The organism is Paracraurococcus lichenis, assembly GCF_030657435.1.
Taxonomy (GTDB): Bacteria; Pseudomonadota; Alphaproteobacteria; order Acetobacterales; family Acetobacteraceae; genus Paracraurococcus; species Paracraurococcus lichenis.
This window is the reverse complement of the sequence record NZ_JAUTWS010000043.1, coordinates 12,171-33,427: the sequence shown is the minus strand read 5'-3', so window position 1 is coordinate 33,427 and position 21,257 is coordinate 12,171. Positions and strand designations below refer to the sequence as shown.

Here is a 21,257-nt window from a genome sequence, read left to right as displayed (position 1 = left end):
TGCCTGGACTGCGGTAAATAGGCACGCGACTCATTCATAGCACGGCGACAGGAGACCTGAGGCCGACTGATGTGCGGGCGCGCACGTGTACCGCACCCGGCTGTCCGGACAATAGGCTGCGTTATCCGGCGTGCCTGGAGGTCTCCTGCTACCCGCCGCGCCGAGCATGTCGGCGAAGGCCATGATGGCGCCGCCGTGGAGCACCGCGGGCCGCGTGCAGAGGTCGTCGCGGACCGGCATCTCCGCCGTCACCCGGTCGGGTTCGGCCGCCGTGAAGGTCATCCCGAGCAACTTGGCGAAGGGCAGCATGCCCGCGTTTGAGGTCGGCCGACCGGTCCATGTCCGGCATCATCTCCCTCTGCTCGTGCCCGGGCGTCTACTTTCGCCCGCAGCCGAACAGGATTTCCACCGGCACCTCGATCGGGCCGCCCGTCTCGGCGTTCGCCCTCCAACCCGCGTCGGACATCTTCCCGCACCGCGCGGCGAACCTCGTCGGGGAGCGCCTACATACTCCAATCCGGCGAGCGCTCCTCCCCAGCCCTAGCCCTAGCCTTAGCCCTCCGGCCGCGGCGACGATGACCACCTGTTCCGCCATGACGCTCGGCGGGCTGGGCGCGATCCGCCGGTCGCGCATGACAGACACCACCCGCTGGTTCGCCTCCGTGGCGTGCTCGCGGGTGTCGAACAGCGAGGCCGAGACGCCCCGGCTGGCGTTCCGCTCACCAAGGAAAGCGTAGTAGCCGCGAAAGCCGGGCGCGCCCGTGATCGCCAGGAACATCTTCTCCGGCACCAAGGACGGCATCTCCTCCTTCGGCCCCGCGACACCAAGCCACGCCGGGCGGCAGGTCTGCGGCGTGCAGGGTCCGATGCGCCGCTGGCGCCGTTCCCCGGCAATACTTTCATCCTCGGCGATGAGGAGAACAACCCGCTGGCCTTCCTTCTCAATCGTGGCGTCGAAGCTCGGGCCGCTCTCGTCATTGACCTCGATGAAGTCCACCACGCGCCAGCCCGGTCGCTCCTTCGCCACCACCGCCTCGATCTGGTCCCTGGTCATGGCCAATGCCTCCCATTGGACCCGTCGGCAACGCCGGGCGGCAGCGGCAGTGCCGAAGGCGGCGGCTCGCCCTCAGTTCCCCTGGCGGGCCGTACCGGCGGCGGGGTCAGCAGCGAGGCGATCGAGTTTTGCCGCCATGATGAAGTCGTTCTCGTGTAGACCTTTGATCTTCTTGGTGCGCAGCGAGACCGTCGCGTAGCCCCAGCCGAAGGTGATGTCGGGGTGGTGGCCCTCCGCTTCGGCCAGTTCGGCGGCGCCTGTCGCGAACGCGAATGCCTCACGGAAATCCTTGAACTGGAAGCGCCGCTCGATCCGGGTCGCGTCGTCCATTAGCGACCAGTCGGGCGCCTGCTCGCGGTAGCCCTCGCCTCGTCCGCCGTCAGCGGCGGAACGCCACCGCGGCACGGGGTGCAGGTCTTTTCCGCCAATGTGCTCGCCATACTGTTGCCTCCCGACGGATTGGTCGCCCGGGACGGTATCCGTTGGATGTCCGGCGGCCATCCACGCCATGGGAAGCAGGATAGGCCGGGATCACCACTGACGCAGCAGTCCCGTCGGGTGGCAAGGCTGTCGCGCCTAGAGGAGGCGCTTCGCCTGATTGAGCGCAGTTCAAGCGTACCGCGTCGGCGCCGGACGGCACGACTAAACCGCGTCCACTTTGAGACCCGTAGCCCTGCCGCTCGTGGTTGAAGACCCTGTCAGCGGGCGTGGTCGTACGGGCGGAACTATGGGTTCCAAAGTGGACGCGGTTTAGGAGGATGGCCCCTCCTCGCTCTCGGCCGCAGCCCTGAACCTACTCAGCAGCATGACCCGGAACATCCGGGCGGCCAGCGCGATCATCCCGGCGCGCATCGGGGAACGGACATGAAAATTGACCTCTCGGGTAAGACCGCCATCGTCACGGGCTCGACCGGCGGGATCGGCTTCGCCATCGCTGCTGAGCTAGCGGGATCGGGCGCGGCCGTGGTGCTCAATGGCCGTAAGCAGGCAGCGGTGGACGGCGCGATCGCCCGGCTGCGGCAAGTCGTGCCAAGCGCGATGAGTAGGGCGGTCCGGGGCGTTGCAGCCGACCTCGGCACGGCCGAGGAGTGTGCGGCGCTGGTCGCAGTTGAGCCGTCGGCCGACATCCTGGTCAACAATCTCGGCATCTTCGACCCGCAGGACTTCTTCGGGACGCCTGATGCCGAGTGGGAGCGCTTCTTCGAGGTGAACGTCCTGTCGGGTGTCCGGCTTTCACGCGCCTACCTGCCCGGCATGGCGAAGCGCGGCTGGGGGCGGGTGATCTTCATGTCCTCCGAGTCCGGGCTGAACATCCCGGCCGACATGATCCACTACGGCGTGACCAAGACCGCTGATCTGGCCCTCTCGCGCGGTCTCGCCAAGCGGATGGCGGGCACCGGGGTCACGGTAAACGCGGTCCTGCCAGGGCCTACGCTGTCCGAAGGCGTACAGGAGATGCTGCGCCCCGAGCAGGAGCGGACCGGCAAGCCGGTCGAGGAGGTCGCGGCCGAGTTCGTCGTCACCCACCGGCCGAGTTCCATCATCCGTCGCGCCGCGACTGTCGAGGAGGTAGCCAACCTCGTTGTCTACATCGCCTCGCCACTCTCGTCGGCCACTACTGGGGCAGCGCTCCGGGTGGACGGGGGCGTGGTCGACACCATCGCCTAATGCCTCGGGGCGGCGAACGCAGTGGCAACTCTGCCGGGACAGAGGCGGCGGTTACCTGTGCAGCCTTCGCCTGCTGGCAGAGATGCCTGTGGGTCTCGAGCAGCGGGCGGGTCGGAGTCGTCATCATTCTCTCCTGGGGTCGCCGCAGGCCATGTCGCCGATCAGCCTCTGTCGGCCACCAGGTCCCTGTACTCCAGGTGGCGCTCGATGAAAGCGGCGACGAACTCGCAGCGGGGTACGATCTTGCGCTCCTCCTTGCGGAGGCGATCCAGCGTGCCGCGGACCAGCTTCGAGCCAATGCCCTGGCCGGACAGCGCCTCCGGTACCTCGGTGTGGGTCAGCACGAGGAGGTCGTCGCCCTCTCTCCTGTATTGGACGAAGGCGATCCCGGCGTCGCACGGCAGTTCGAACCGGCTCGCTGCCGGATTGTCCCTTACCTCGCTTTGCATGCCCGCCTACTCCTCGGGTTGGCTCTGGAGCGGCCACCCTGGCCGCTGGTCGGGCAACAACGCCACGGGCGGTCTGCGGGTGCCCAACTGGCAGGGCCCTGGGTAGCGGCCGCTTGCGGCGCAGCCGCGACGGTATTCATCCGAAGTCGAAGCTCCTCTGGGCGACCTCAGTCGCGTCGCCAAAGTTCGACACCGTAACCCCGAGAAGCCGAATCTTGTTCCTCAAGGGAAAGACGGTCCGGACCAGTTCAATCGCCGTACCCGCAAGCAGGGCGCGGCTGTCGACCGGCCCCGGGCAGGTCCGGCTGCGGGTCACTTGGCTGAAGTCGGCGTACTTCACCGTCACTGTCCTGCCCAGGGCGCCTGCGTTCTCGCACCACTCCCAGACCTCGTCGGCCAGCGTTTCCACCCCGGCCTCGGCCTCCTCGGGCTCGCTCAGGTCGCGTGGGTAGGTGGTCTCCGAGCCGGAGGACTTGCGCGGACGGTCCGGCACGACGAGCCGCTCGTCGATGCCGCGCGAAATGGCGTGGAAATGCGCCCCGGCCTTGCCGAAGTGCTGCCGGAGGAACGCCAGGCTCTGGGCCCGCAGGTCCCTGCCGGTGCGAATGTCAAGCCGCTCCATCCTGGCCGCGGTGGCCGGTCCGATGCGGTGGAATTTCGAGACTTCCAGGCCCTCGACGAAGGCGGGGCGGCAGCGGTAGAACCGGCTCGACACCGTGCCTACGGTTGGACGAGGTGCTGCACCATGACTTCGCTGATCTGCGCGCGGCACGGCTGGTGCAGGACCAGAAACTCGTCGAATACGTCCACGGGCTGAGCGAAGATCGCCTTGCAGCGCGCCTCGATTACGTCACGAGCAGCGGTGTGCCGCAGTCCCAGCCGCTCCACCACGTGCTCGCCCACCTGTTCAACCACCAGACTCATCACCGCAGGCAGGCCCATCACCTCGTCGGGCTGGCGCTTGGGCGCGACAAGACGCCGGTCCTAGACCTGCTCGCCTACCAGCGTTCCATCCGACGCCCTGGACGCGGCCGCCCGCGACTGCGCCCGCGCGCGGCGGCTGGTGACAAAGCCTACAGTAGCCCGCGCGCATGTGCCCATCTGCGCCGACGCCACATCCGCCCAGTGATCCCGACCAAGAAGAACGAGTACCGCCAGCCCGGGTTTGACCGGCATTCCTACCGTTTGCGGAACCGAGTTGAGCGATTGATCAACCGGCTCAAGCACCTTCGACGCATCGCCACCCACTACGAGAAGCGGGCTGCCAACTATCTCGCCATGCTCCCCATCGGCATGATCCTGCTCTGGCTGAAGCCGTTCTTGTAGGCAAGGCCAAGAGCCCAGCGCCGCCTTTGATGCAGACACCCTCGCCAGAACTCCATATTGGCAGGGAGCAGGCTGCCTGGGTTGGTGGCTGGGCGAGGGCGCGGGACATGACCAGGAGCAGCAGGATGGCCAGCAAACCGAAGAAGGCCGCTCCGAGCTGGAGCGACGTCAAAGCCAGACTGGCCGAATTTGATCGCACCACTCTACTGGGCCTGATGCAGGACCTCTATGCCGCAAGCAAGGACAACCAATCCCTCCTGCATGCGCGGTTCGGTCTCGGGGGCGACGTCCTCGAGCCCTACAAGGCCACTATCGACCGCTGGCTATGGCCCAACGTTTACAGGAACCAGGATGTCTCAGTCTCCAAGGCAAAGAAGGCCATTGCTGATTACAAGAAAGCCTCTGCTCGCCCCGAAGGTCTTGCTGAACTGATGGTCTTCTTTTGCGAACGCGCGGCCGGTTTCGCCCGAGAGTTTGGGTTTCAGGACGAGACATATATGGACGCGCTGGTTAGGATGTTCCAACAGGCACTGAAACAGGTGACTGCCCTGCCCGAGGAGCAGCGGGAAGCCTTGCTGGATCGCCTCAATCGGGTCTCAGTCGTCAGTGACGTGCTCGGCTACGGCGTCGCTGACGACATGGAAGCGATGTTGGCCGACTATCGATAGCTATTACGGCCAAGCGGGCACGAACACCCGCTGCAAGGACCGAGGCCGCCCCCGGCTACCGCCCCATCTACTGCCAGGCAGCACGACTCGATCGACGCCTCTGGAGAATGAAGCGCTTTGCAGACACGCACCAGGCGCTCCCCGGGCCGCGCGCCGTGCCGAAAGTGTCCGCTTACATGGCACGGCGAGCGTCAGTGTCGATCGGGCGACACGATCGCAGTGGGTCGCGGCGCCGTCACGTGAGTCTGAGGTTCGCCGCCTCATCACCGTGTTCCGTCACGGCATCGAAGCCAACCGTTCGCCTTTTGCTTTTGGCCTAGTCCTCGTCGATGCCCATCCAGAGGCGTTATCGCCATCCCTGCTCCCGCGCTCGGCGCGCCTCGTAGGTGGCGACATGGCACCGCGCGAGCCGCAGGATGGGGGTCGGCACGCCCATCTGCTCCGCCCTCTGCACCAGATCGCCCAGCACATGCTCGCCCTCAGTGGGTCCACCACGCTCGATGTCGCGCAGCATCGACGCGGTGAGCAGAGAGCCGTCCTTTGCCAAGAAGCCGGTGGCGATCTCGACGATTGACGGACGAGGCTCATACCCGGCCGCCTTGGCTGCCGCCCGGCATTCGGAAAGCAGCGCCAGCGTTGTGTCTCGTCCATCAGGCGCAGACAGGATGTCGCCCACGCTACCCCGCATCAGGCAGGTCGCAGCAGCCAGGGCGGCCAGCCCGACCCACTTCTCCCACATCTCCTGCACGATTTGGTCGCTGGCCCGCGGTCGGAAGTTCGCGCCCTCGAACACCGAGGCAATGGCCTGGACGCGTAGGGAAAGGCCACCTGGAATCTCGCCATAGATCAGTTGGTGATCTGTCCCCATGCGGTGGATTACCTGCCCCTCGGGGCCGAGGGTTGCCGGTATTTGGGCGACGCCACCAAGGACGCGATTCGCGCCGAAGCGCGAGGCGAGCAGGTCGAGGTGACGCATGCCGTTCAGCACAGGCAGGATGGCGGTCTCGGGTCCGACCGCGGGCGCGATGTCCTGCATCGCGGCGTCGAGCGAGTACGCCTTTACTGCTAGCAGGATCAGGTCATACGGCCCGTTCAGGTCACGGGCCAGCACGGTCCGGGGATGGACGTGAGCGTTCCCGTGTAGGCTTTCGATACGCAGATCGTGCCGCGCGATCTGCTCGGCCCGACCGGGGCGGACGAGGAAGGTCACGTCGCGCCCGGCCTCGACCAACCTACCGCCGAAGTAGCCGCCCAGTGCCCCGGCTCCAACCACGAGTATGCGCATGACGAAGCCCTCCGGTCTGGCGGGCGCCCTTGGCGCACCGACCTGCACAGGATCGTATACCGCGCCCACCCGGTCGGAACGGGAGAAAGGTGTCGCGTGTGCGGTGGAGAAGGCCAGGGCGCCAGAGGGTGCCACCGTCGGCTGCCCTCGATCTCGTGTTTTCCACTCCGTTCCACCAGGGCAGCGCTAGTCTGGCCCACGCGGGGCAGCGGGCCTCCCGGTCGGAGCCCTTGTCCCCAGCCGCCGGAGGCCCTGATGCCGACACCATGTAGCCCTGAGGTCTTCATCCGCTGCGGCCACTGTGGGCGGGTGCACGTCGTCTGACGGCCGGAGGCGTGAGACGAAGTTAGCAGTGCGCGCTGCCTGCACTGCGACCGGCCGGGCGACTGGCAAACGTCGGACGGCACCAGCGTGCCACGAGGATCCAGCGTGCCGGTGCTCGTCTGGAACGAGGCTGCGGAGAACATCGCCCGCGGCGATGCGGATTTCTCGGCGGGCCGATACCACTCGGCGGCGGAGGAGCACGCCGCCTGCCTGCGGCGGATGCTCGACAGGGTCATCGAGCGGCCCCAGCGCAAGGCTAGGCCCGACTAATCCAACAGTTCAATGGTCACCCGGACCGGTCTCCCGGACAGCCGCTTGACCTCCGGATGACCAATGAGGCTCTTGGGCCCAAGACCCTCAATGATGACTTTGGCAACGTCAGTAGCACCTTTTGTTTTGTCGCCCGTGTACGGTGGTGGCCGCACCAGGGGACGCCCCTCCTTCTCGCCATCCGATTCGACTTCATCGAGGAGCCGTTCGATTTCGGCCCAGGCGGACCGAGCCGCTGTCTCGTACTTCGTATTTTCTGCGGCGTCGCGAGCCACAAGCAACCGGCTCAGTGCGCGCCACGCAGCGAAGTGGATTGTCGAACGGAGTTGAACACTGTCGGTGGCTGGATCTTTGGCTGTGTTGGGCATAGCGGCTCCTTTACCTCTCTCGGCGTCCTGCCCGCGGCTTGCGATCAGATTGTCCGCCGTCTCGTCTGCCTGGTCCATCGCCGCATCCAAGGTAGCTTCGTCCGAGACGTCGGCGAGGCGTCCGGCGGCAACGTTGGCCTCGGCGTTGGACGTCAACGAGTAGATGTCGATCTCATCATCGTTGAGCGGCTGCCGAACGCGCTCGAGCGGTCCCGGCAGCATGTGAATGCCGTGCCGGGCGGCCTGGAGAAATTCCAGCACAGTAAGCGGCCCGTCGGGTGTGCCATCGGTGATGAGGTCGAGCGGCAGCCTGCCGCCGAAAACAGCCGCCCCTTGCGGGGTCTGGAGCCACCTCACCCCTTCCTCGTCAGTCGTAAGAAGGATGGCAAGCCAGCCATAGATAACGACGATGAGGCCGGTCCTTTCCACGACATCCTGAGGCAGGTCCAGCGGCCTGTGCTCCAGGGCCGCCTGGATCCATTTGTCGACGTCCGGCGCCCCGCCCAGCATGCGGCGGCGTTGCGCGTCATCAAGTCCCCAGAAGTCAGCGATCGCCAGAAAGGTGCGGAGGCCGGGGCCGCTATGACGGCGGCGTCTCTCGATAACAGCGTAGCGCTTGGCCTCCGCAAGCAGATCGGCGGGCGCGCCGATGCGGATCGCTGCGGTCTCTGGGTCGTACGCCGTGCACCCTGAGTAACCGTTCTCCAATGTCATCAGGCAGCTCAGACCGCGCCCCATCCTACGTCAGCGACTTCGATCGGCGGGAAGCCGGTCTCGGGTTGCGGCTCCTCGAGCCACCTCTGTCCCGCGCCCGTGCTGCCGAAGGCTTTTGCTGCCGCAGCAAGGACGCGCAGAATTCGGCGCGTCGCCTGCTTCTCGTCGGATGCACGGACCGGCTCGCCGTCGATGAGTTCATGGAGGTCCGGCTCGCTGTGCTGCCACTCCAGAAGTTCGTTGACGTTCATGCGCCTTCCCTCAGGAAGCTTCGTTAAGCCAAAGACTCTCACGGTGCGGTGCCAGCACGCAGGCGACCAAGGATGTCGAGCACCTGCTGTCGTCCGGCATCCCCCTCAGCAACGACGGCAGCAGGCGTACGCCCGCCGAGCAATGCGTGTGGCCGGTAGAGCCATCCGAAGGCCTCTTCCATGTCGCCCCATGTGAGCACGGCAGCGTCCACCACCGCGGCGTCTTCAAGGTCGACAGATTGCTCTGCCTGACGCCGCTCAATCACCCGCCGAAGGGCCTGAAGGTCGTCCGGATTCTCTGGCTCCGACACGTCAGCACCCCCTTTCAGGTGGACGAGACGCCGAAACCAAGAACACATTTAGAACATTTGCGGCCGAGGGAGGCAATGCTGGATTGTCATCCGATTGCGCAACGGGTGCCCAAGTCAGCGCAGATCGCCTGCGGATCGGGCCGGTGTATGGCGACAAGTATATCAGGGAGATAAGCGAAGCCACCTTGCATGTCTGGTATCGAGGCCGAACCCGCCATGCATGCCGAAGCGCCGCTGGGATTGTGCTCCGAAGGCATGATTGCGATCCGCGGGCGAGCAGGAACGTCAGCGGTAGAGTCGAGGACGGGCGCGGTGGCTTGGGCCTTCCGGCATCACCCCGTTTCCCGTCCCCGCTCATCGAACGCAGCATGCGGATTTCCCGCACTACGCTCTCCGACTGGCTTCACCGCAATGCCCACGATGTGGCCCATGATCGCTCGCGTCTGAGCGGTGGACGCCATCTTCGCACTGCCGCAGAGCTCCTTCCGACCTCTCCTGGCACTTCAGGTGTTTGCAGGCTCTCGCCAATCACCATGCCCTCGCGATCCTCAGAAGCGTACCAGAAGTCAGGGCCCTTCCCTCCACCGGCGTTACCCGGCCTCAACAGTCGTATGACACTGTCCGAATCCCGCCGACACCGCCGCCCAGGGCGACGTTGAGGCCGCTACCCTCATGCCAGACGGGCCTCCCCCGATTACCCGAACCACCCTTCCAACGTGCCGTGCCCACTACCCCGGCGGATCGAATGGGTGCAGATGTCGATTGCTTCCCCATTCACGCGGCCTTCCCCGGTATTCAGGCGGGTCGGCATCCGCATCAACACTTTCGAGGCCTGCTCAGGCTTCACTCACGTTACGGCCCGCTGGATTGCTCAACCGCCGAAGGCGGCCTTTGTCACGAGGCTTCGACCAAGCCGGTTACCCGACCAAGCCGCTCGTCAGCTACCGGAGCAATCGACAACTCTCCGGGTGAAATCTTCCTCCACTGGTGGTTCGCGCCTTCGGGGCGCACCGAATACAATGCTGTGCGGTGACATGAGTCCGCTCCTCCGGTCGTGAGCCCGGGATACGCTTCAAAGGCACGCTAAGACATTCCAAAATTGAGCAGGAGCGAACGGGGGCACTCGATGGTGCCGGAAGCCGACCTGAACAGCATTGCCCGAGCAGAGGCTACTCCGGCGCAGGCGCGGGAGGCCTTGCTGGCCGCCTTCGGGAACCCGTCGCCGGACCTGTTGCGGGACGTCTACCTCTCCCTGCGCTCCTGGGCCTGGAAGACGCTCGACCAGCGGCGCCGCGACCCGGAACTGCGGGATTGGTATGATATCCTCGCCGCTGCCTCGTCCTCCATGGCACTGAGTGGCCAGCCCGCCCTGGCCGAACGCCTCACCGCGCTCGGCGAGTTGCTGGCGGAGTCCATCGCCATTGCCGAGACGCTGTCCGTGGACGAGGTCATCAGGCGGCGGCACGTCGTGGCGGCGCTCGAGTTCCTCGAACGGCGGGACGGCCACGCCAACCGCGCCGACATTGCCAAGCACCTGTCGCTCGGGCAGGCCAATCTAACCCGCGTCCTCAATCTCATGTCGGCGGTCGGTCTGGTTGAGCGAACCACCCTCGGCAAGGAGGCTGTGTTCAGCTTGTCACGCGCCGGGTTCGAAGCGCGGCACGCCTGACCCGGGCAGGAGGTGGCGATATGTTGGAGCGAGCCCCCAACCTCGGTGCCTTCACCGTCCCCGATGCAGCCGCCAGCCCGCCTGAACGTCTGCGTAAGCAGACCCGAAGACACCCGGAGCAAAGCGTCGTTCATCGCCCAGAGGGATATGCACATGGGCCAGAAACCACTCGACTCAGCGATGGTCGGCAAAGTCCTGGATCCGACCACTGAAGAGGTCCAACGCAGGGCGGTTGAACTACGTGCGGGCGGTATCCTGTCCGCCGAGGCCGTCGGACATCTCCTGGGTATCAGCCGACAGGTCGTTGACGAACGCCGCCGAGCAGGAGTCCTGCTCGCGTTGCCCCAAGCGGCCGATTGGGAATACCCCCGCGCGCAGTTCCATAATGGCAAAACCATCCCCGGCCTCGCGGACATCATTGCAGCATTCGGAGCCTCAGGTCCCTGGGTGACGTTGGAGTTCCTGGTAACCGAGGACACAGTTCTGGACGGGCTGACGCCCCGCGAGGCACTCCTGCGAGGCGGTGATATGCACGGACGGGTCATGGCCCTGGTGCGCGGCTATAATGGTGGCGAAGGCTTCGGCTGACAGCCTGGGCAGGCATCCCTGAACTTGGCGGTCATGGTCACGCCGTGTGGAGCGTGGAGGGATGAAGGCCGCACCTCTAGATTCTGAGATGATCCGGCATCACGCGTGTTCAAGTTCACCTGCGGGCTCGGCGTGCACGGCGATGTGCATGCCTGCACTCTTCTCGACCGCTTTCAGGAGTGCGGCCAGGTTTGCAGCGCGCGGGTTGCCGCTGTTGCGCAACATGCGCATGAGACTGGGCTTCAGAATGCTAGTCCCGCTGCCAGTTTGCCGAATCCCATGGTCGTCTTGACCACTTCGCGGAGTTGGCCGAGTTCCGTCTCCAGGTCGCCGTCGACCACGTTGTGTGCTGCCTCCCCGACAAGGGCCGCACGGAAGGCAGGATCCTCCTAGACGTGCTTCACGACGTTTTCCCGGAGGTTGGGGGTCAGTCCCATCATCCTACCTCCTCACTCCATCGAGCACCTCCCGCAGCTTCCGCGCTAGGGCGTCGACCGTAAAAGGTTTCGGTAATAGGTGGATCCCGACATCCAGCAGTCCGTGGTGGCCAATGGCGTTACGGGCATAGGCGGTCATGAACACCACTCTCATGCCGGGGGCACGCTGGCGTGCCTGATCCGCTAGGTGCCGCCCGTTGATGCCAGGTAGCCCGACATCCGTCAGCAGCAGCGCCACCTCGGGATGGTCCGCCAGGATCTCCAGCGCTCGCCTGCCCTCCGCCGCCTCTAGGACACGATAACCGAGATGTCCCAGGGCGTTCGTCACGTACTCGCGGACGTTGTCATGGTCCTCGACGACCAGGATGGTTTCGCTGCCCCGCGGCACGTCAGCGTAGGGCAGTTCCGCTACGACCTCTCGGTCCCCTTCCGCCAGATGCCGAGGCAGGTAGATCTTCACCGTCGTGCCGCGGCCGAGTTCGCTGTAGAGCTTTATGTGTCCGCCGGACTGCTTCACGAACCCGAAGACCTGGCTCAACCCGAGGCCGGTGCCACGACCCTCCGGCTTGGTCGTGAAGAAGGGCTCGAACGCCTTGCGCATGACCTCCTCACTCATGCCGGTGCCGGTGTCGCTGACCGCCACCATGACGTACTGGCCCGGTGTGACGTCTGGCTGGGCAGCAGCATAGCTCTCATCGAGGAGGACATTCCCGGTTTCCAGGGTCAGCCTGCCGCCGTCCGGCATGGCGTCGCGGGCATTCACCGCCAGATTCAGGACGGCGTTTTCAAGTTGGTTCGGGTCGACGCAGGTCCGCCACAGGCCACCGGCGAGCACGGTCTCGATCGCGACCCCCTCACCGAGGGTGCGGCGCAGAAGTTCGGACGCACCCATGACGAGCCGGTTTACCTCTGCGACCTGAGGCGCAAGTGTCTGCTTGCGTGAGAAGGCCAGAAGCTGATGGGTCAGCGTCGCAGCGCGCTTGGCCGCCTCGCGGATACCGGCCAGCAGCTTGCGGGCCTCGCCATCCAACCGCTCGCTCGCGCGGCGTTCCAACAGGCTGGCGCCGCCCAGAATGGCGGTGAGCAGGTTGTTGAAATCGTGCGCCACGCCACCCGCAAGCTGACCGATAGTCTCCATCTTCTGCGCCTGCGCCAGCGCTGCCCGGGTCTGCTCCAGTGCCTGCTCGGCCTGCCTCCGTTCGGTGATGTCGCGGGTGACCTTGGCGTAGCCAACGAGCCGCCCGGCGTCATCGCGGAGCGGGTCGACGACGACATGGGCCCAGAAGCGGCTGCCGTCCTTACGCACGCGCCAGCCCTCGCCGTCATAGCGGCCCTCGCGTTGCACCGTCTCCAGCACCCGCGCGGGCAGGCCCGCATCCCGGTCGTCTTGCGTGTAGAATGCCGAGAAGTGCTGCCCCAGGATCTCCCGCTCGGTGTATCGCTTCAGGCGCTCGGCACCGGTGTTCCAGGTGGCGACGCGTCCTCCCGCATCGAGCATGAAGATGGCGTAATCGGTCACCCCGTTGACCAGGAAGCGGAAGGTCTCCTCGCTCTGTCGCAGCCTGCTCAGAGCCTGATTGCGCTCGGCCTCCCGGATGGCGGCCTGCTGCGAGACCTCACGGAACGCTGCGGGCGTAGGAAAAGCCAGAGCCTTGATGACCAGCGGCCAGAGCATGGCCGCGGTCAGCAGCGAGATCGCGGCGGTGCCGACCTTGACCAGCGCCTCAACCCCGTAGACGGGGTTCCAGAGGGTCAGGATCGCCATGAAATGGGTAGTGCCGCAGGCCAGGATGAAGGCGGCGAACAGCCAGAAGATCCAGCCGAAGGCAATGTCTTTCCGCCTGCTGACGAAGTAGGCCAGTGCCAGTGGGATGGCGAAGTAGGACACCCCGATGACCGCGTCCGAGACGGCGTGCAGCCAGATCAACTCGGGCTGCCACAGCAGGCAGAAGCCGTGCGGTGACAGGCCGGTCGTGGTCAGGAGGTCGAGGAGGTAGCCCATGGTCCCTGTCCTCCGGGCTGCGCCAGCCTGCCAGCCCTATCCGTGGGTAGTGCCCGTGCGGTTGACAGTGCGCCCCACCGGATCGCGCAGCAACGTGCCCGAGCGACAGCGAATGTAGAAATTATTGCGACTTCGGCCGCGGGGCATGGGTGCCCAGGCGGATTGCCCAACCATGACGGGAAGTGACCTATAACGCGCCTGACATCCGCGCCATACAACCGCGGCACCGTTGACTTGACCGGAACGTCGGTCCTCCATCGCCCACCACCTGCGGTCGAGCCGCAGACAGCGGGCCAAGCACTAAGAAACGCTGGAAGGAGGCGCGAAGTGTGACCCCGGACGGCTCTGCCTCCCCTGCCCCTCCATTCCCGGTTGCCCAGCGGACCGCAGGCGCTGCGGCCGCCGGGGCGGCCATGTCCTCCGTGCGTGGGCGGTTGCTACTGCTGGCCGGGGCGATGGCGCTACCGCTGATCGTGCTCTCGGGCACCAGCACCTGGTACGCCTATTCCGTCCAGCGCCACCAGCGAGAAGCCGCCCTGGTTGGTCGCGCCCAGGCGGCGGCCATGGTGGACCGTGAGTTCGACGCATCGTTCACCGCGATGCGGATGCTGGCGGGCTCCGCCGCGCTGGCTCGTGGCGATCTCGATGGCTTTGACGAGGAGACGCGGCGGGCGTCGGTGCAGCTTGGCGGCGTGCTGATCAACCTGACAGCCGCGAGCGGCGAGATGGCGCTCACGACTTTCTGGCCCCCCGGTTTGCGCAAGCCAGGCGTGCGGGCCAGCGAGTTTCTCCTCTCCGCCCTCAGGGACAACCGTGCTTCGGTATCCGACCTCGTCGTCGGCCCGCAGACCAGGCGCCAGCAGGTAGGAATTGCGCTGCCCGTGCCCTCCGAGGCGGGCGGGCCAGCCTGGATGCTGAGCCTCTACCTGCCCATCGACCGGCTGGCTCAGAACCTCGAACGCCTGCACCTGCCGCCCGGGTGGCTGGCGTCCATCCTCGACCGCCAGAACCGCATCGTTGCTCGCACCCGCAAGCCGGAGGAATTTATCGGGCAGCAACCGCCGCCCGACATGCTGGAGGCTCTGGCCCGTGCCGACGCGGGCCTTATCGATGATGGGCATCGGGCGGCGGACGGGGTGCCCAGCCTGACGGTCTTCGCCAGGGCACCGGAAACAGGCTACGTCGCCGCGATCGGCATTCCCGAGGCGGAGTTCACCGCCCCCCTCCGGGCCGCGCTGTGGCGGGCAGGCGGGGTTGCGACCCTCCTGACCGCCCTCGGCCTAGGCGGCGCCCTGGTGCTGTCCCGGCGTATCGTTGGGGCATTCCGGCGCGTGGCGGAGACGCCGCCGGGTTTCGTACCGCGCACGGGGCTGCGCGAGATCGATGAACTGGCCAAGGCGGCGGCCGAGGCGGACGCACGACGGCGGGACAGTGAGGCGCGTCTGGAGATGGCCGCCGAGGCGGGCGGCATCGGCATCTGGGATTGGAACCTTCTCGACAACAGCTTCGTCTACTGTGAGCGGGCGAAGGCCATCTGTGGCTTCGCGGCGGGGACGCCGGTCACCTACGACATGGTCCGGGACGTCACCCATCCGGAGGACTTCCCAATCACCTCCGCTATGTGCCAGCGCGCGCTCGACCCGGCGCTGCGGGAGAGCGTGCCCTACGAGTACCGGATCCGCCGGTCGGATGGCGAAGTCCGTTGGGTGCTGGCCCATGGCAGTGCGATCTTCGCGGAGCATGGCGGTGGGCTGCGGGCCGTCCGCTATCTCGGCACCATCCAGGACATCACCGCCCGCAAGCGGGCCGAGCAGGCCGTCCAGGAGAGCGAGTCTCGTCTGCGCCTGGCGGTGGACGCGGGCCGGATGGCGGTCTGGGAATATGATGTCGCCGCCGACCAGATCGTTGGCTCACCCGCGCTGTACCGGTTGTTGGGCTTCGCCGATGGCGTGACCCCGACCATCGAGGAGGTGCGTGGCCGCTATGCCCCCGGCGAGCGCGACAGGCTCCGCTCGATAGGACAGGCGGCGCTGGAACGGGGTGAGCGCTTCTTCGAGGCGGAGCATGGGTATCTTTGGCCGGACGGCAGCCTGCACTGGCTGGCATTGCGAGCAGAGCTCGTCATGCAACACGGGCTTCCGGTGCGGGTCGTCGGCGTCGTCATGGACGTCACCGACCGCAAGAGGGCGGAAGCGGAGCTCCGTGAGAACGAGGCAATGCTGCGCGAGCTCCTGGCGACGATCGACTTGGCTTCGGTGTTCATCCGGGAATGGGACGGCGGCATCCGGTTCTGGTCCCGCGGCTGCGAAAGGCTGTATGGCTGGACAGCAGCGGAGGCGGTGGGCCGGTCAGTCCATGACCTCTTGCGTGTCGTCTTCCCTGTCCCGCTATCGGAGATCGAGGCCCACCTCCGGCAATGCGGTGAGTGGGAGGGTGACGTCCTGCACCATCGCCGAGACGGCACCGCGCTGACGGTATCCGTCCGAAAGGTGCTCCAGCGTGACGGCGAAGGGCAGCCACCCGTCGTGCTGGAGAGCGCACGAGACGTCACCGCGCTGCGAGACGCCGAGGCGAGGCTTCGTGTTCTCAACCAGCACCTCGAGATCCAGGTTCGCGCCGAAGTCGCGGCCCGGCAGGCGGCACAGACTCGTGCCGCGCAGGCCGAGCGGATGGAGGCACTTGGACAACTGGCAGGGGGGATCGCGCACGATTTCAACAATGTCTTGCAGGCGGTGACTGGCGGCATCGCGGCCATGGAGCGGCGGGCGCCGGACCCTGGGCAGGTGAAGCAGTTCGCCAGGATGATCCGCGAGGCGGCGGCACGCGGCGCATCGGTGACCCGGCGGCTTCTCGTGTTTGCACGGCGCAGCGACCTGCGGACGGAACCGGTGGAGGTCGCCACGCTGCTCGAGGGGATGCAGCAGATGCTGCGGCACACGCTGGACGGCAGCATCGAGGTCAGGGTCGACACGGATCCTTGTGTGCCGAAGCTGCTCGCCGATAGGCACCAGCTTGAGACGGTGCTGGTCAACCTCGCCACGAATGCCCGCGACGCCATGCCGGAGGGCGGGACCGTCACCTTCCGTGCCCGGGCGGAAGCCGTTCTCGCCCCAGGGCACGAGATTGGACTCCGCCCAGGACGCTACGTCGCCCTGGCAGTCGCCGATACTGGCACCGGCATGGATGCCGAGACCCTGGCGCGGGCAACGGAGCCGTTCTTCACGACCAAGGATACCGGCAAAGGTACGGGTCTCGGCCTGGCGACGGCGCGCGGCTTTGCCGAGCAGTCGAGAGGCGGTCTCCACATCGACAGCACGCCGGGTCGTGGCACGACCGTGACCCTGTATCTGCCCACCGCGGAGGCACCATCCCACTCGGATTGCCCCCAAGACGTGTCCCAAGCGCCGACCACACCTTTCAGGGCACACCTGCTGCTGGTGGATGACGACACCATGGTGCGGGAAAGTCTGGCCGCCGGGCTGGCCGACATGGGCCATACGGTGCAGGTCGCGAACTCAAGCGAGACGGCGCTGGCCTTGGTCCGAGACGGCGTGCCGGTTGATTGCCTGCTGACAGACCTGTCCATGCCCGGCATGAACGGGGTCGCCTTGGTCCACGCCGTCCGAAAACTCCGCCCCGGGCTGCCTGCGGTCGTGCTGACCGGCTATGCGGCTCACAGCGCCCTGGCGGGTGCTGATGCCTGCCCGACCTATGCCCTGCTCTGGAAGCCGACAGACCCGGCGCGTGTCGCTCGCCGCATCGTCGAGCTTCTTTCAGGCGAACCAAACCTCGTCTCTTAAGGTCAAAGCCGGGCTCGAAAAGCGGGGGATGCGCCCTCCTGTTTCCGTCTCGGCTGCATGTGCCTGGGGTGCACTTTCATCGCGGCTAGGTTGCGGCCGCGATGCCGATCACTGAGTCGGGCAAACGCTTCCGACCGCCCCAAGCAGTCCGGGAAGGTCTATCGTTCCACCGGACAACACGAATGGCCGTCGCGCCGAATTCGCTTCTTCTACTCACGAAACCGCTCGGCGGGGGGGCTCTGGCACCCTATGAGGCCGCCCGGGGTGCCCTAAGGCGGCATGTGCATGCGCACGCGAGGCCTCGGGACACCATCGATCGCCCACAGCCAGCGGCAGCTATGCCCAGGTTCATCGCGGACGACGCCTCCGGCTGTGCTCGAAAGGCAACAGCCCCCGTCACCTGTTTGGGGTTGCGGAGCCACAGGGAACCGCCGCCCACATCCTGCATTAGGGATGGTGCGGCGCAGCATTCGGCTTGCGCTTTCGCGCCACTGGTACTACTAGCGCAAGCAGCAGCAACCCGGCGTTGCCGAGTTGCCTGCCTTTCTTGGACGTTTCCTCCCTAAACTCGGCGGTGCCTGACGGCGCCGCCCTTTTTTTGCCTGCGCGGGAGGAGCGCGGTGGAGACCGTATTCCATGTTTCAGGAAATGCGGTCAACTCGGCATTTCTGTAACATAACGTGTGGCGCGGAAGCCATCGTGTTGCGATGGTCGACCGAAGTGACTGTGGAACGGCCAGCATGGTCGACCATGTCCGCCACCGGGTGGTGACCCGCTTGTCTGTCCGCACGACGGCACCCGGCACCGCACGCCCGTCCGCAACGTCGCTCCTGCCTTCCAGCAGCAGCCGTGCGAGAAAATCGGGTTGGATACGAAGTCCTTCCCTCGAGCCACCCACGTGCAACACGACCAGCTAGCGAAGAGCAATATTGCAGTTCGCGTCGGCGTAGGCCACGCCGCCTCGGACCTGGCCAGTAAACAGTTCGCCGGTGGTTGGCGATCAACCTGCGTTCTCTTCCGCGACAAAGGCTTTGAGGACCTCCCCAAGCGTCCGCACACCTCGCTCGATGGCCTGCTCATCAAGGCTGGCATACCCCATCACCAGCCCCGCCATGTCGGGCTGGACTGCCGCCGGAGCGGGAGCATACAGGGGGGTGACGGGGTAGATGCCGAGGCCTGCCGCATGCGCCCGGGCGATGAGCGCGTCTTCCTGCACCTTCGGCACCCGGTTCAGCCAGACAACGACATGCAGCCCGGCATCGGCGCCGACCACCGTCACAGCGTCGCCCAGAGTTTCCGACAAGGTGGCCAGCAGGGTGGCGCGCCGCTCGCCATTCCGGCGGCGAACGCGCCGGACATGCCGCTCATAGGCGCCGCTCCCGATCAGCTCGGCCAGGGCCTCCTGCTCGAGGCCGGGCGTGTGCCTGTCCGTCAGCCGCTTTGCCTTGGCGAAGGCCGCGGCAAGTGACGTTGGGACGACGAGATAGCCGAGGCGGAGCGTCGGCGAGAGCGTCTTCGAGACCGTGCCGAGATAGATGACCCGCCCGGCCTCATCCATGGCCTGGAGCGGCGGGATGGGGGCGATGTCGAAGCGGTACTCGCTGTCGTAGTCGTCCTCGATGACATGGGCGCCGTTTTGCCCCGCCCAGGCCAGCAACTCCCGCCGACGTCCGGCCGACATGACGCTGCCCAGCGGAAACTGATGGGATGGCGTGGCATAGGCCAGCCGCGCCGCGGGCAAGCCTTTCGTCCGCATGCCCTCACGGTCCACGGTAACGGGAATCACCTCCGCCCCGGCCGCCAGAAAGACCTGACGCGCCAGGTTGTAGCCGGGGTCCTCCATCGCGGCCCGGTCGCCCGGGTCGAGCAGCAGCCGCGCGCAGAGGTCGAGGCCCTGCTGCGAGCCGTTGACCACGATGATCTGCTCCGCTTCGCAGCGCAGCCCGCGGGCCCGCCACAGGTAGCCCTGCAAGGCCGCCCGGAGGCCAAGCGAGCCGCAGGGGTCGCCGTACCGAAGACGTGGCTGTCGGCGTAGCAGGGCACCGGTGACCGCCTTCCGCCAGGCGAGCATGGGGAAGTCGGCGGTCGCCAGGTCGCCATAGCGGAAGTCGGCCACCAGCCGCTCCGTGTTGGCGACGAGGGGAAGCGGGAACTCGGCCAGGCGCTGCCCGAAGGTCGATAACCGGTCGGGAAATGCCGAAAGCTCAACCTGGCCCGGTGATGCAGGCGCCAGGCCAAGTCCCTGGGCCACCTGCGCCCGGGTGCCCTGCCGAGTTTCCAGGTAACCCTCGGCGATCAACTGCTCATAGGCCGCCGTCACCGTCGTCCGCGAGACGCCCCACTCCGCTGCCAGGGCTCGGGTCGAGGGTAGCCGGGCGCCGGGGCCGAGTTGACCGGCGGTGATCTGGCCCTTGATTGCCTCGCAGATCCTCTGGGTGATCCGCTCGGGCGCGGGTGCTTCCGATGGCATGGCGGCAAACTGGCCCAGTGCTTTCGCGGGAAACTGGCCATCCCGTGTGGGCCATTCCTGGGGCAAGGTCCAGCCCAACCCAGGAGCCCAGCCGATGTATGTCCCGCCCGCCTTCCGTGAGGATGGCCTCGCTGCCCTGCACGGGACGATGCGGGAGGCCCGCCTAGCGAACCTGGTCACTGCCACGGCCGAGGGCCTGCTCGCCACGCCGCTGCCGCTCTTCCTCGCGCCGGAGGATCATGCCCCTGGACGTGGTGTAGCAGCGTCGATCCCCGGCTGGTCCGAGGAGGTCAGGCCGCCACGCCTGGCAGACTGACGCGAGGAGCGTCGCTGATTGCTGCCAAGCTTTCAATGCTCATGTAGCGGCGACCGACAGCCCACTCGTCGTTCTGCTCCAGCATGAGCGCGCCGACGAGCCTGACGATCGCCGCCGCGTTCGGGAAGATGCCGACCACATCCGTGCGGCGCTTGATCTCGCCGTTGAGCCGCTCGAGCGGGTTGGTGCTGGCAATCTGTGCCCAGTGCTCCTTGGGAAAGGTCATGTAGGCCAGCACGTCGTCACGCGCCTCGTCCATCAGCTCAGCCAGTTTCGGCGCCCGCTCGCGCAGTGCGTCGGCGACGCTGTTCCACTGCGCGTGGGCGTCGGTCGCGGTCTCCTGGGCGAAGATGGTCTTCAGCATGGCGACGACCGCCGGGCGCTGCTTGGCGGGCACGTGGGCCAGGGCCGACCTCATCCAATGCACGCGACACCTCTGGAGGGTGGCGTGGAAGACCTTGCTGGCCGCGGCGCGCAGGCCCTTGTGGTCATCGGCAATCACCAGCTTGACCCCGCGCAGGCCACGGTCGGCCAGCGAGCGCAGGAACCCCTTCCAGAACACCTCCGCCTCCGAGGCGCCGGTGGCCACGCCGAGCACCTCGCGCCGGCCATCGGTGTTCACGCCCACAGCGATTATTGTCGCCGTTGAGACAACGCGCCCTCCCTCGCGCCCCTTCACGTAGGTGGCGTCAATCCAGAGATATGGCCACTCGCCCTCGAGGGGGCGCGTCAGGAAGGCGTTCACCCGGCCGTCGATCTCCTCGATCAGGCGGCTCACCTCGCTCTTGGAGATGCCCGCCCCGCCCATCGCCTTGACCAGGTCGTCCACCGCCCGGGTGGAGACGCCATGGATGTAAGCCTCCTGGATCACCGCCGTCAGCGCCTTCTCCGCCGTCCGTCGGGGCTCCAGGAAGGACGGAAAATAGGAACGCCGACGCAGCCGCGGGATCGCCAGCTCGATCCGACCAGCTCGGGTCTCCCAGGCCCGCTCACGGTAGCCGTTGCGCTGCACCACCCGGCCTGGATCCCGCACCCCGTGCGCCGCCCCAGTGCAGGCCTGCACCTCGAGCTCCATCATCCGCCCAGCGGCGAAATGCAGCATCTCGCGCACCAGATCGGTATCCGCACCCTTCTCGATCAGCTCCAGCAGCGCCATCTTCTCGTCGGTCATCGTCGTCTCCGTGCTCCGGGTTCTTGGTCGCACTCGAACCATAGTCGGAGATCGACGGTGGCCACCCCCCTCCGCGGGCGGCCCGCTGTGGATAAGTGGCCTGCCTGCGTTGACCC

At 66.5% G+C, this 21,257-nt stretch carries 20 protein-coding genes and 1 pseudogene; 8 read left to right on the top strand and 13 right to left on the bottom strand.

The genetic code is table 11. The features are described from left to right. Nucleotides 1-30 precede the first annotated feature (30 nt). From Q7A36_RS28175 to Q7A36_RS28165, 3 genes are all read right to left on the bottom strand, one after another. Complete coding sequence (locus tag Q7A36_RS28175) at nucleotides 31-309, bottom strand: PaaI family thioesterase (RefSeq protein WP_305107108.1); 279 nt, start codon at nucleotides 307-309, stop codon at nucleotides 31-33. A gap of 67 nt (nucleotides 310-376) precedes the next feature. Then, on the bottom strand, nucleotides 377-1,054 hold the full coding sequence (locus Q7A36_RS28170; protein ID WP_305107107.1) for a hypothetical protein: 678 nt from the start codon (nucleotides 1,052-1,054) through the stop codon (nucleotides 377-379). A 72-nt stretch (nucleotides 1,055-1,126) separates the two neighbouring features. Continuing rightward, nucleotides 1,127-1,564, bottom strand: coding sequence for a 4a-hydroxytetrahydrobiopterin dehydratase (locus Q7A36_RS28165; protein ID WP_305107106.1), 438 nt, complete (start codon nucleotides 1,562-1,564; stop codon nucleotides 1,127-1,129). 354 nt (nucleotides 1,565-1,918) lie between these two features. Between Q7A36_RS28165 and Q7A36_RS28160 the strand changes: the two genes are divergently transcribed. Further along, complete coding sequence (locus Q7A36_RS28160; RefSeq protein WP_305107105.1) at nucleotides 1,919-2,722, top strand: SDR family NAD(P)-dependent oxidoreductase; 804 nt, start codon at nucleotides 1,919-1,921, stop codon at nucleotides 2,720-2,722. Nucleotides 2,723-2,883: 161 nt separating this feature from the next. On the opposite strand, the gene Q7A36_RS28155 is transcribed toward Q7A36_RS28160, so the two are convergent. Together Q7A36_RS28155 and Q7A36_RS28150 are read right to left on the bottom strand one after the other, a co-directional pair. After that, a complete protein-coding gene (locus tag Q7A36_RS28155; RefSeq protein ID WP_305107104.1) occupies nucleotides 2,884-3,171 on the bottom strand; it encodes a GNAT family N-acetyltransferase in 288 nt (95 codons plus the stop codon). 136 nt (nucleotides 3,172-3,307) lie between these two features. Next, nucleotides 3,308-3,886 (bottom strand): DinB/UmuC family translesion DNA polymerase, encoded by a 579-nt coding sequence (locus Q7A36_RS28150; RefSeq protein WP_305107103.1) that lies wholly within the window; start codon nucleotides 3,884-3,886, stop codon nucleotides 3,308-3,310. 269 nt (nucleotides 3,887-4,155) lie between these two features. On the opposite strand from Q7A36_RS28150, the pseudogene Q7A36_RS41665 reads away from it, so the two are divergent. Beyond that, nucleotides 4,156-4,497 (top strand): annotated as a pseudogene (locus Q7A36_RS41665) (transposase); the annotation flags it as partial. 125 nt (nucleotides 4,498-4,622) lie between these two features. Continuing rightward, on the top strand, nucleotides 4,623-5,165 hold the full coding sequence (locus Q7A36_RS28140) for a hypothetical protein (protein WP_305107102.1): 543 nt from the start codon (nucleotides 4,623-4,625) through the stop codon (nucleotides 5,163-5,165). A 346-nt stretch (nucleotides 5,166-5,511) separates the two neighbouring features. On the opposite strand, the gene panE is transcribed toward Q7A36_RS28140, so the two are convergent. After that, entirely contained in the window at nucleotides 5,512-6,450 is a 939-nt protein-coding gene (panE, locus tag Q7A36_RS28135; RefSeq protein ID WP_305107101.1) for a 2-dehydropantoate 2-reductase, read from the bottom strand. Nucleotides 6,451-6,879: 429 nt separating this feature from the next. On the opposite strand from panE, the gene Q7A36_RS28130 reads away from it, so the two are divergent. Continuing rightward, the gene (locus tag Q7A36_RS28130; RefSeq protein ID WP_305107100.1) at nucleotides 6,880-7,044 is read left to right on the top strand and encodes a hypothetical protein; all 165 of its coding nucleotides are present in this window, start codon (nucleotides 6,880-6,882) and stop codon (nucleotides 7,042-7,044) included. Here Q7A36_RS28130 and Q7A36_RS28125 read toward each other — a convergent pair. The 3 genes from Q7A36_RS28125 to Q7A36_RS28115 are packed head-to-tail and all read right to left on the bottom strand — an operon-like array spanning nucleotide 7,041 to nucleotide 8,688. Next, nucleotides 7,041-8,126 carry an MbcA/ParS/Xre antitoxin family protein gene (locus Q7A36_RS28125; RefSeq protein WP_305107099.1) on the bottom strand — a complete coding sequence of 362 codons (1,086 nt, stop codon included), beginning with the start codon at nucleotides 8,124-8,126 and terminating at the stop codon, nucleotides 7,041-7,043. The two genes, Q7A36_RS28130 and Q7A36_RS28125, sit on opposite strands and share 4 nt — an antisense overlap. Before the next feature lie 8 nt (nucleotides 8,127-8,134). Next, nucleotides 8,135-8,377, bottom strand: a complete 243-nt coding sequence (locus Q7A36_RS28120) for a hypothetical protein (protein ID WP_305107098.1) — start codon at nucleotides 8,375-8,377, stop codon at nucleotides 8,135-8,137. A gap of 38 nt (nucleotides 8,378-8,415) precedes the next feature. Continuing rightward, nucleotides 8,416-8,688, bottom strand: a complete 273-nt coding sequence (locus Q7A36_RS28115) for an antitoxin Xre/MbcA/ParS toxin-binding domain-containing protein (protein WP_305107097.1) — start codon at nucleotides 8,686-8,688, stop codon at nucleotides 8,416-8,418. A 1,195-nt stretch (nucleotides 8,689-9,883) separates the two neighbouring features. Between Q7A36_RS28115 and Q7A36_RS28110 the strand changes: the two genes are divergently transcribed. Together Q7A36_RS28110 and Q7A36_RS28105 are read left to right on the top strand one after the other, a co-directional pair. Continuing rightward, nucleotides 9,884-10,357 carry a hypothetical protein gene (locus Q7A36_RS28110; RefSeq protein ID WP_305107096.1) on the top strand — a complete coding sequence of 158 codons (474 nt, stop codon included), beginning with the start codon at nucleotides 9,884-9,886 and terminating at the stop codon, nucleotides 10,355-10,357. 153 nt (nucleotides 10,358-10,510) lie between these two features. Beyond that, nucleotides 10,511-10,945 carry a hypothetical protein gene (locus tag Q7A36_RS28105; protein ID WP_305107095.1) on the top strand — a complete coding sequence of 145 codons (435 nt, stop codon included), beginning with the start codon at nucleotides 10,511-10,513 and terminating at the stop codon, nucleotides 10,943-10,945. Between the two features lie 99 nt (nucleotides 10,946-11,044). Here the strand turns inward: Q7A36_RS28105 and Q7A36_RS28100 are convergent, their stop codons facing one another. Both Q7A36_RS28100 and Q7A36_RS28095 read right to left on the bottom strand, forming a co-directional pair. Next, nucleotides 11,045-11,176: a hypothetical protein gene (locus tag Q7A36_RS28100; protein WP_305107094.1), complete on the bottom strand. Its 132-nt coding sequence runs from the start codon at nucleotides 11,174-11,176 to the stop codon at nucleotides 11,045-11,047. 210 nt (nucleotides 11,177-11,386) lie between these two features. Then, on the bottom strand, nucleotides 11,387-13,384 hold the full coding sequence (locus Q7A36_RS28095) for a PAS domain S-box protein (RefSeq protein ID WP_305107093.1): 1,998 nt from the start codon (nucleotides 13,382-13,384) through the stop codon (nucleotides 11,387-11,389). Between the two features lie 413 nt (nucleotides 13,385-13,797). Between Q7A36_RS28095 and Q7A36_RS28090 the strand changes: the two genes are divergently transcribed. Further along, nucleotides 13,798-17,184, top strand: a complete 3,387-nt coding sequence (locus Q7A36_RS28090) for a PAS domain S-box protein (protein ID WP_305107092.1) — start codon at nucleotides 13,798-13,800, stop codon at nucleotides 17,182-17,184. 1,000 nt (nucleotides 17,185-18,184) lie between these two features. On the opposite strand, the gene pdxR is transcribed toward Q7A36_RS28090, so the two are convergent. Next, a complete protein-coding gene (pdxR, locus tag Q7A36_RS28085) occupies nucleotides 18,185-19,654 on the bottom strand; it encodes a MocR-like pyridoxine biosynthesis transcription factor PdxR (protein WP_305107091.1) in 1,470 nt (489 codons plus the stop codon). A 94-nt stretch (nucleotides 19,655-19,748) separates the two neighbouring features. Here pdxR and Q7A36_RS28080 point away from each other — a divergent pair, with 94 nt between their 5' ends. Further along, nucleotides 19,749-19,970 carry an FMN-binding negative transcriptional regulator gene (locus Q7A36_RS28080; protein ID WP_305107090.1) on the top strand — a complete coding sequence of 74 codons (222 nt, stop codon included), beginning with the start codon at nucleotides 19,749-19,751 and terminating at the stop codon, nucleotides 19,968-19,970. On the opposite strand, the gene Q7A36_RS28075 is transcribed toward Q7A36_RS28080, so the two are convergent. Beyond that, complete coding sequence (locus Q7A36_RS28075; RefSeq protein WP_305107089.1) at nucleotides 19,945-21,141, bottom strand: IS256 family transposase; 1,197 nt, start codon at nucleotides 21,139-21,141, stop codon at nucleotides 19,945-19,947. The two genes, Q7A36_RS28080 and Q7A36_RS28075, sit on opposite strands and share 26 nt — an antisense overlap. Nucleotides 21,142-21,257: the final 116 nt, after the last annotated feature.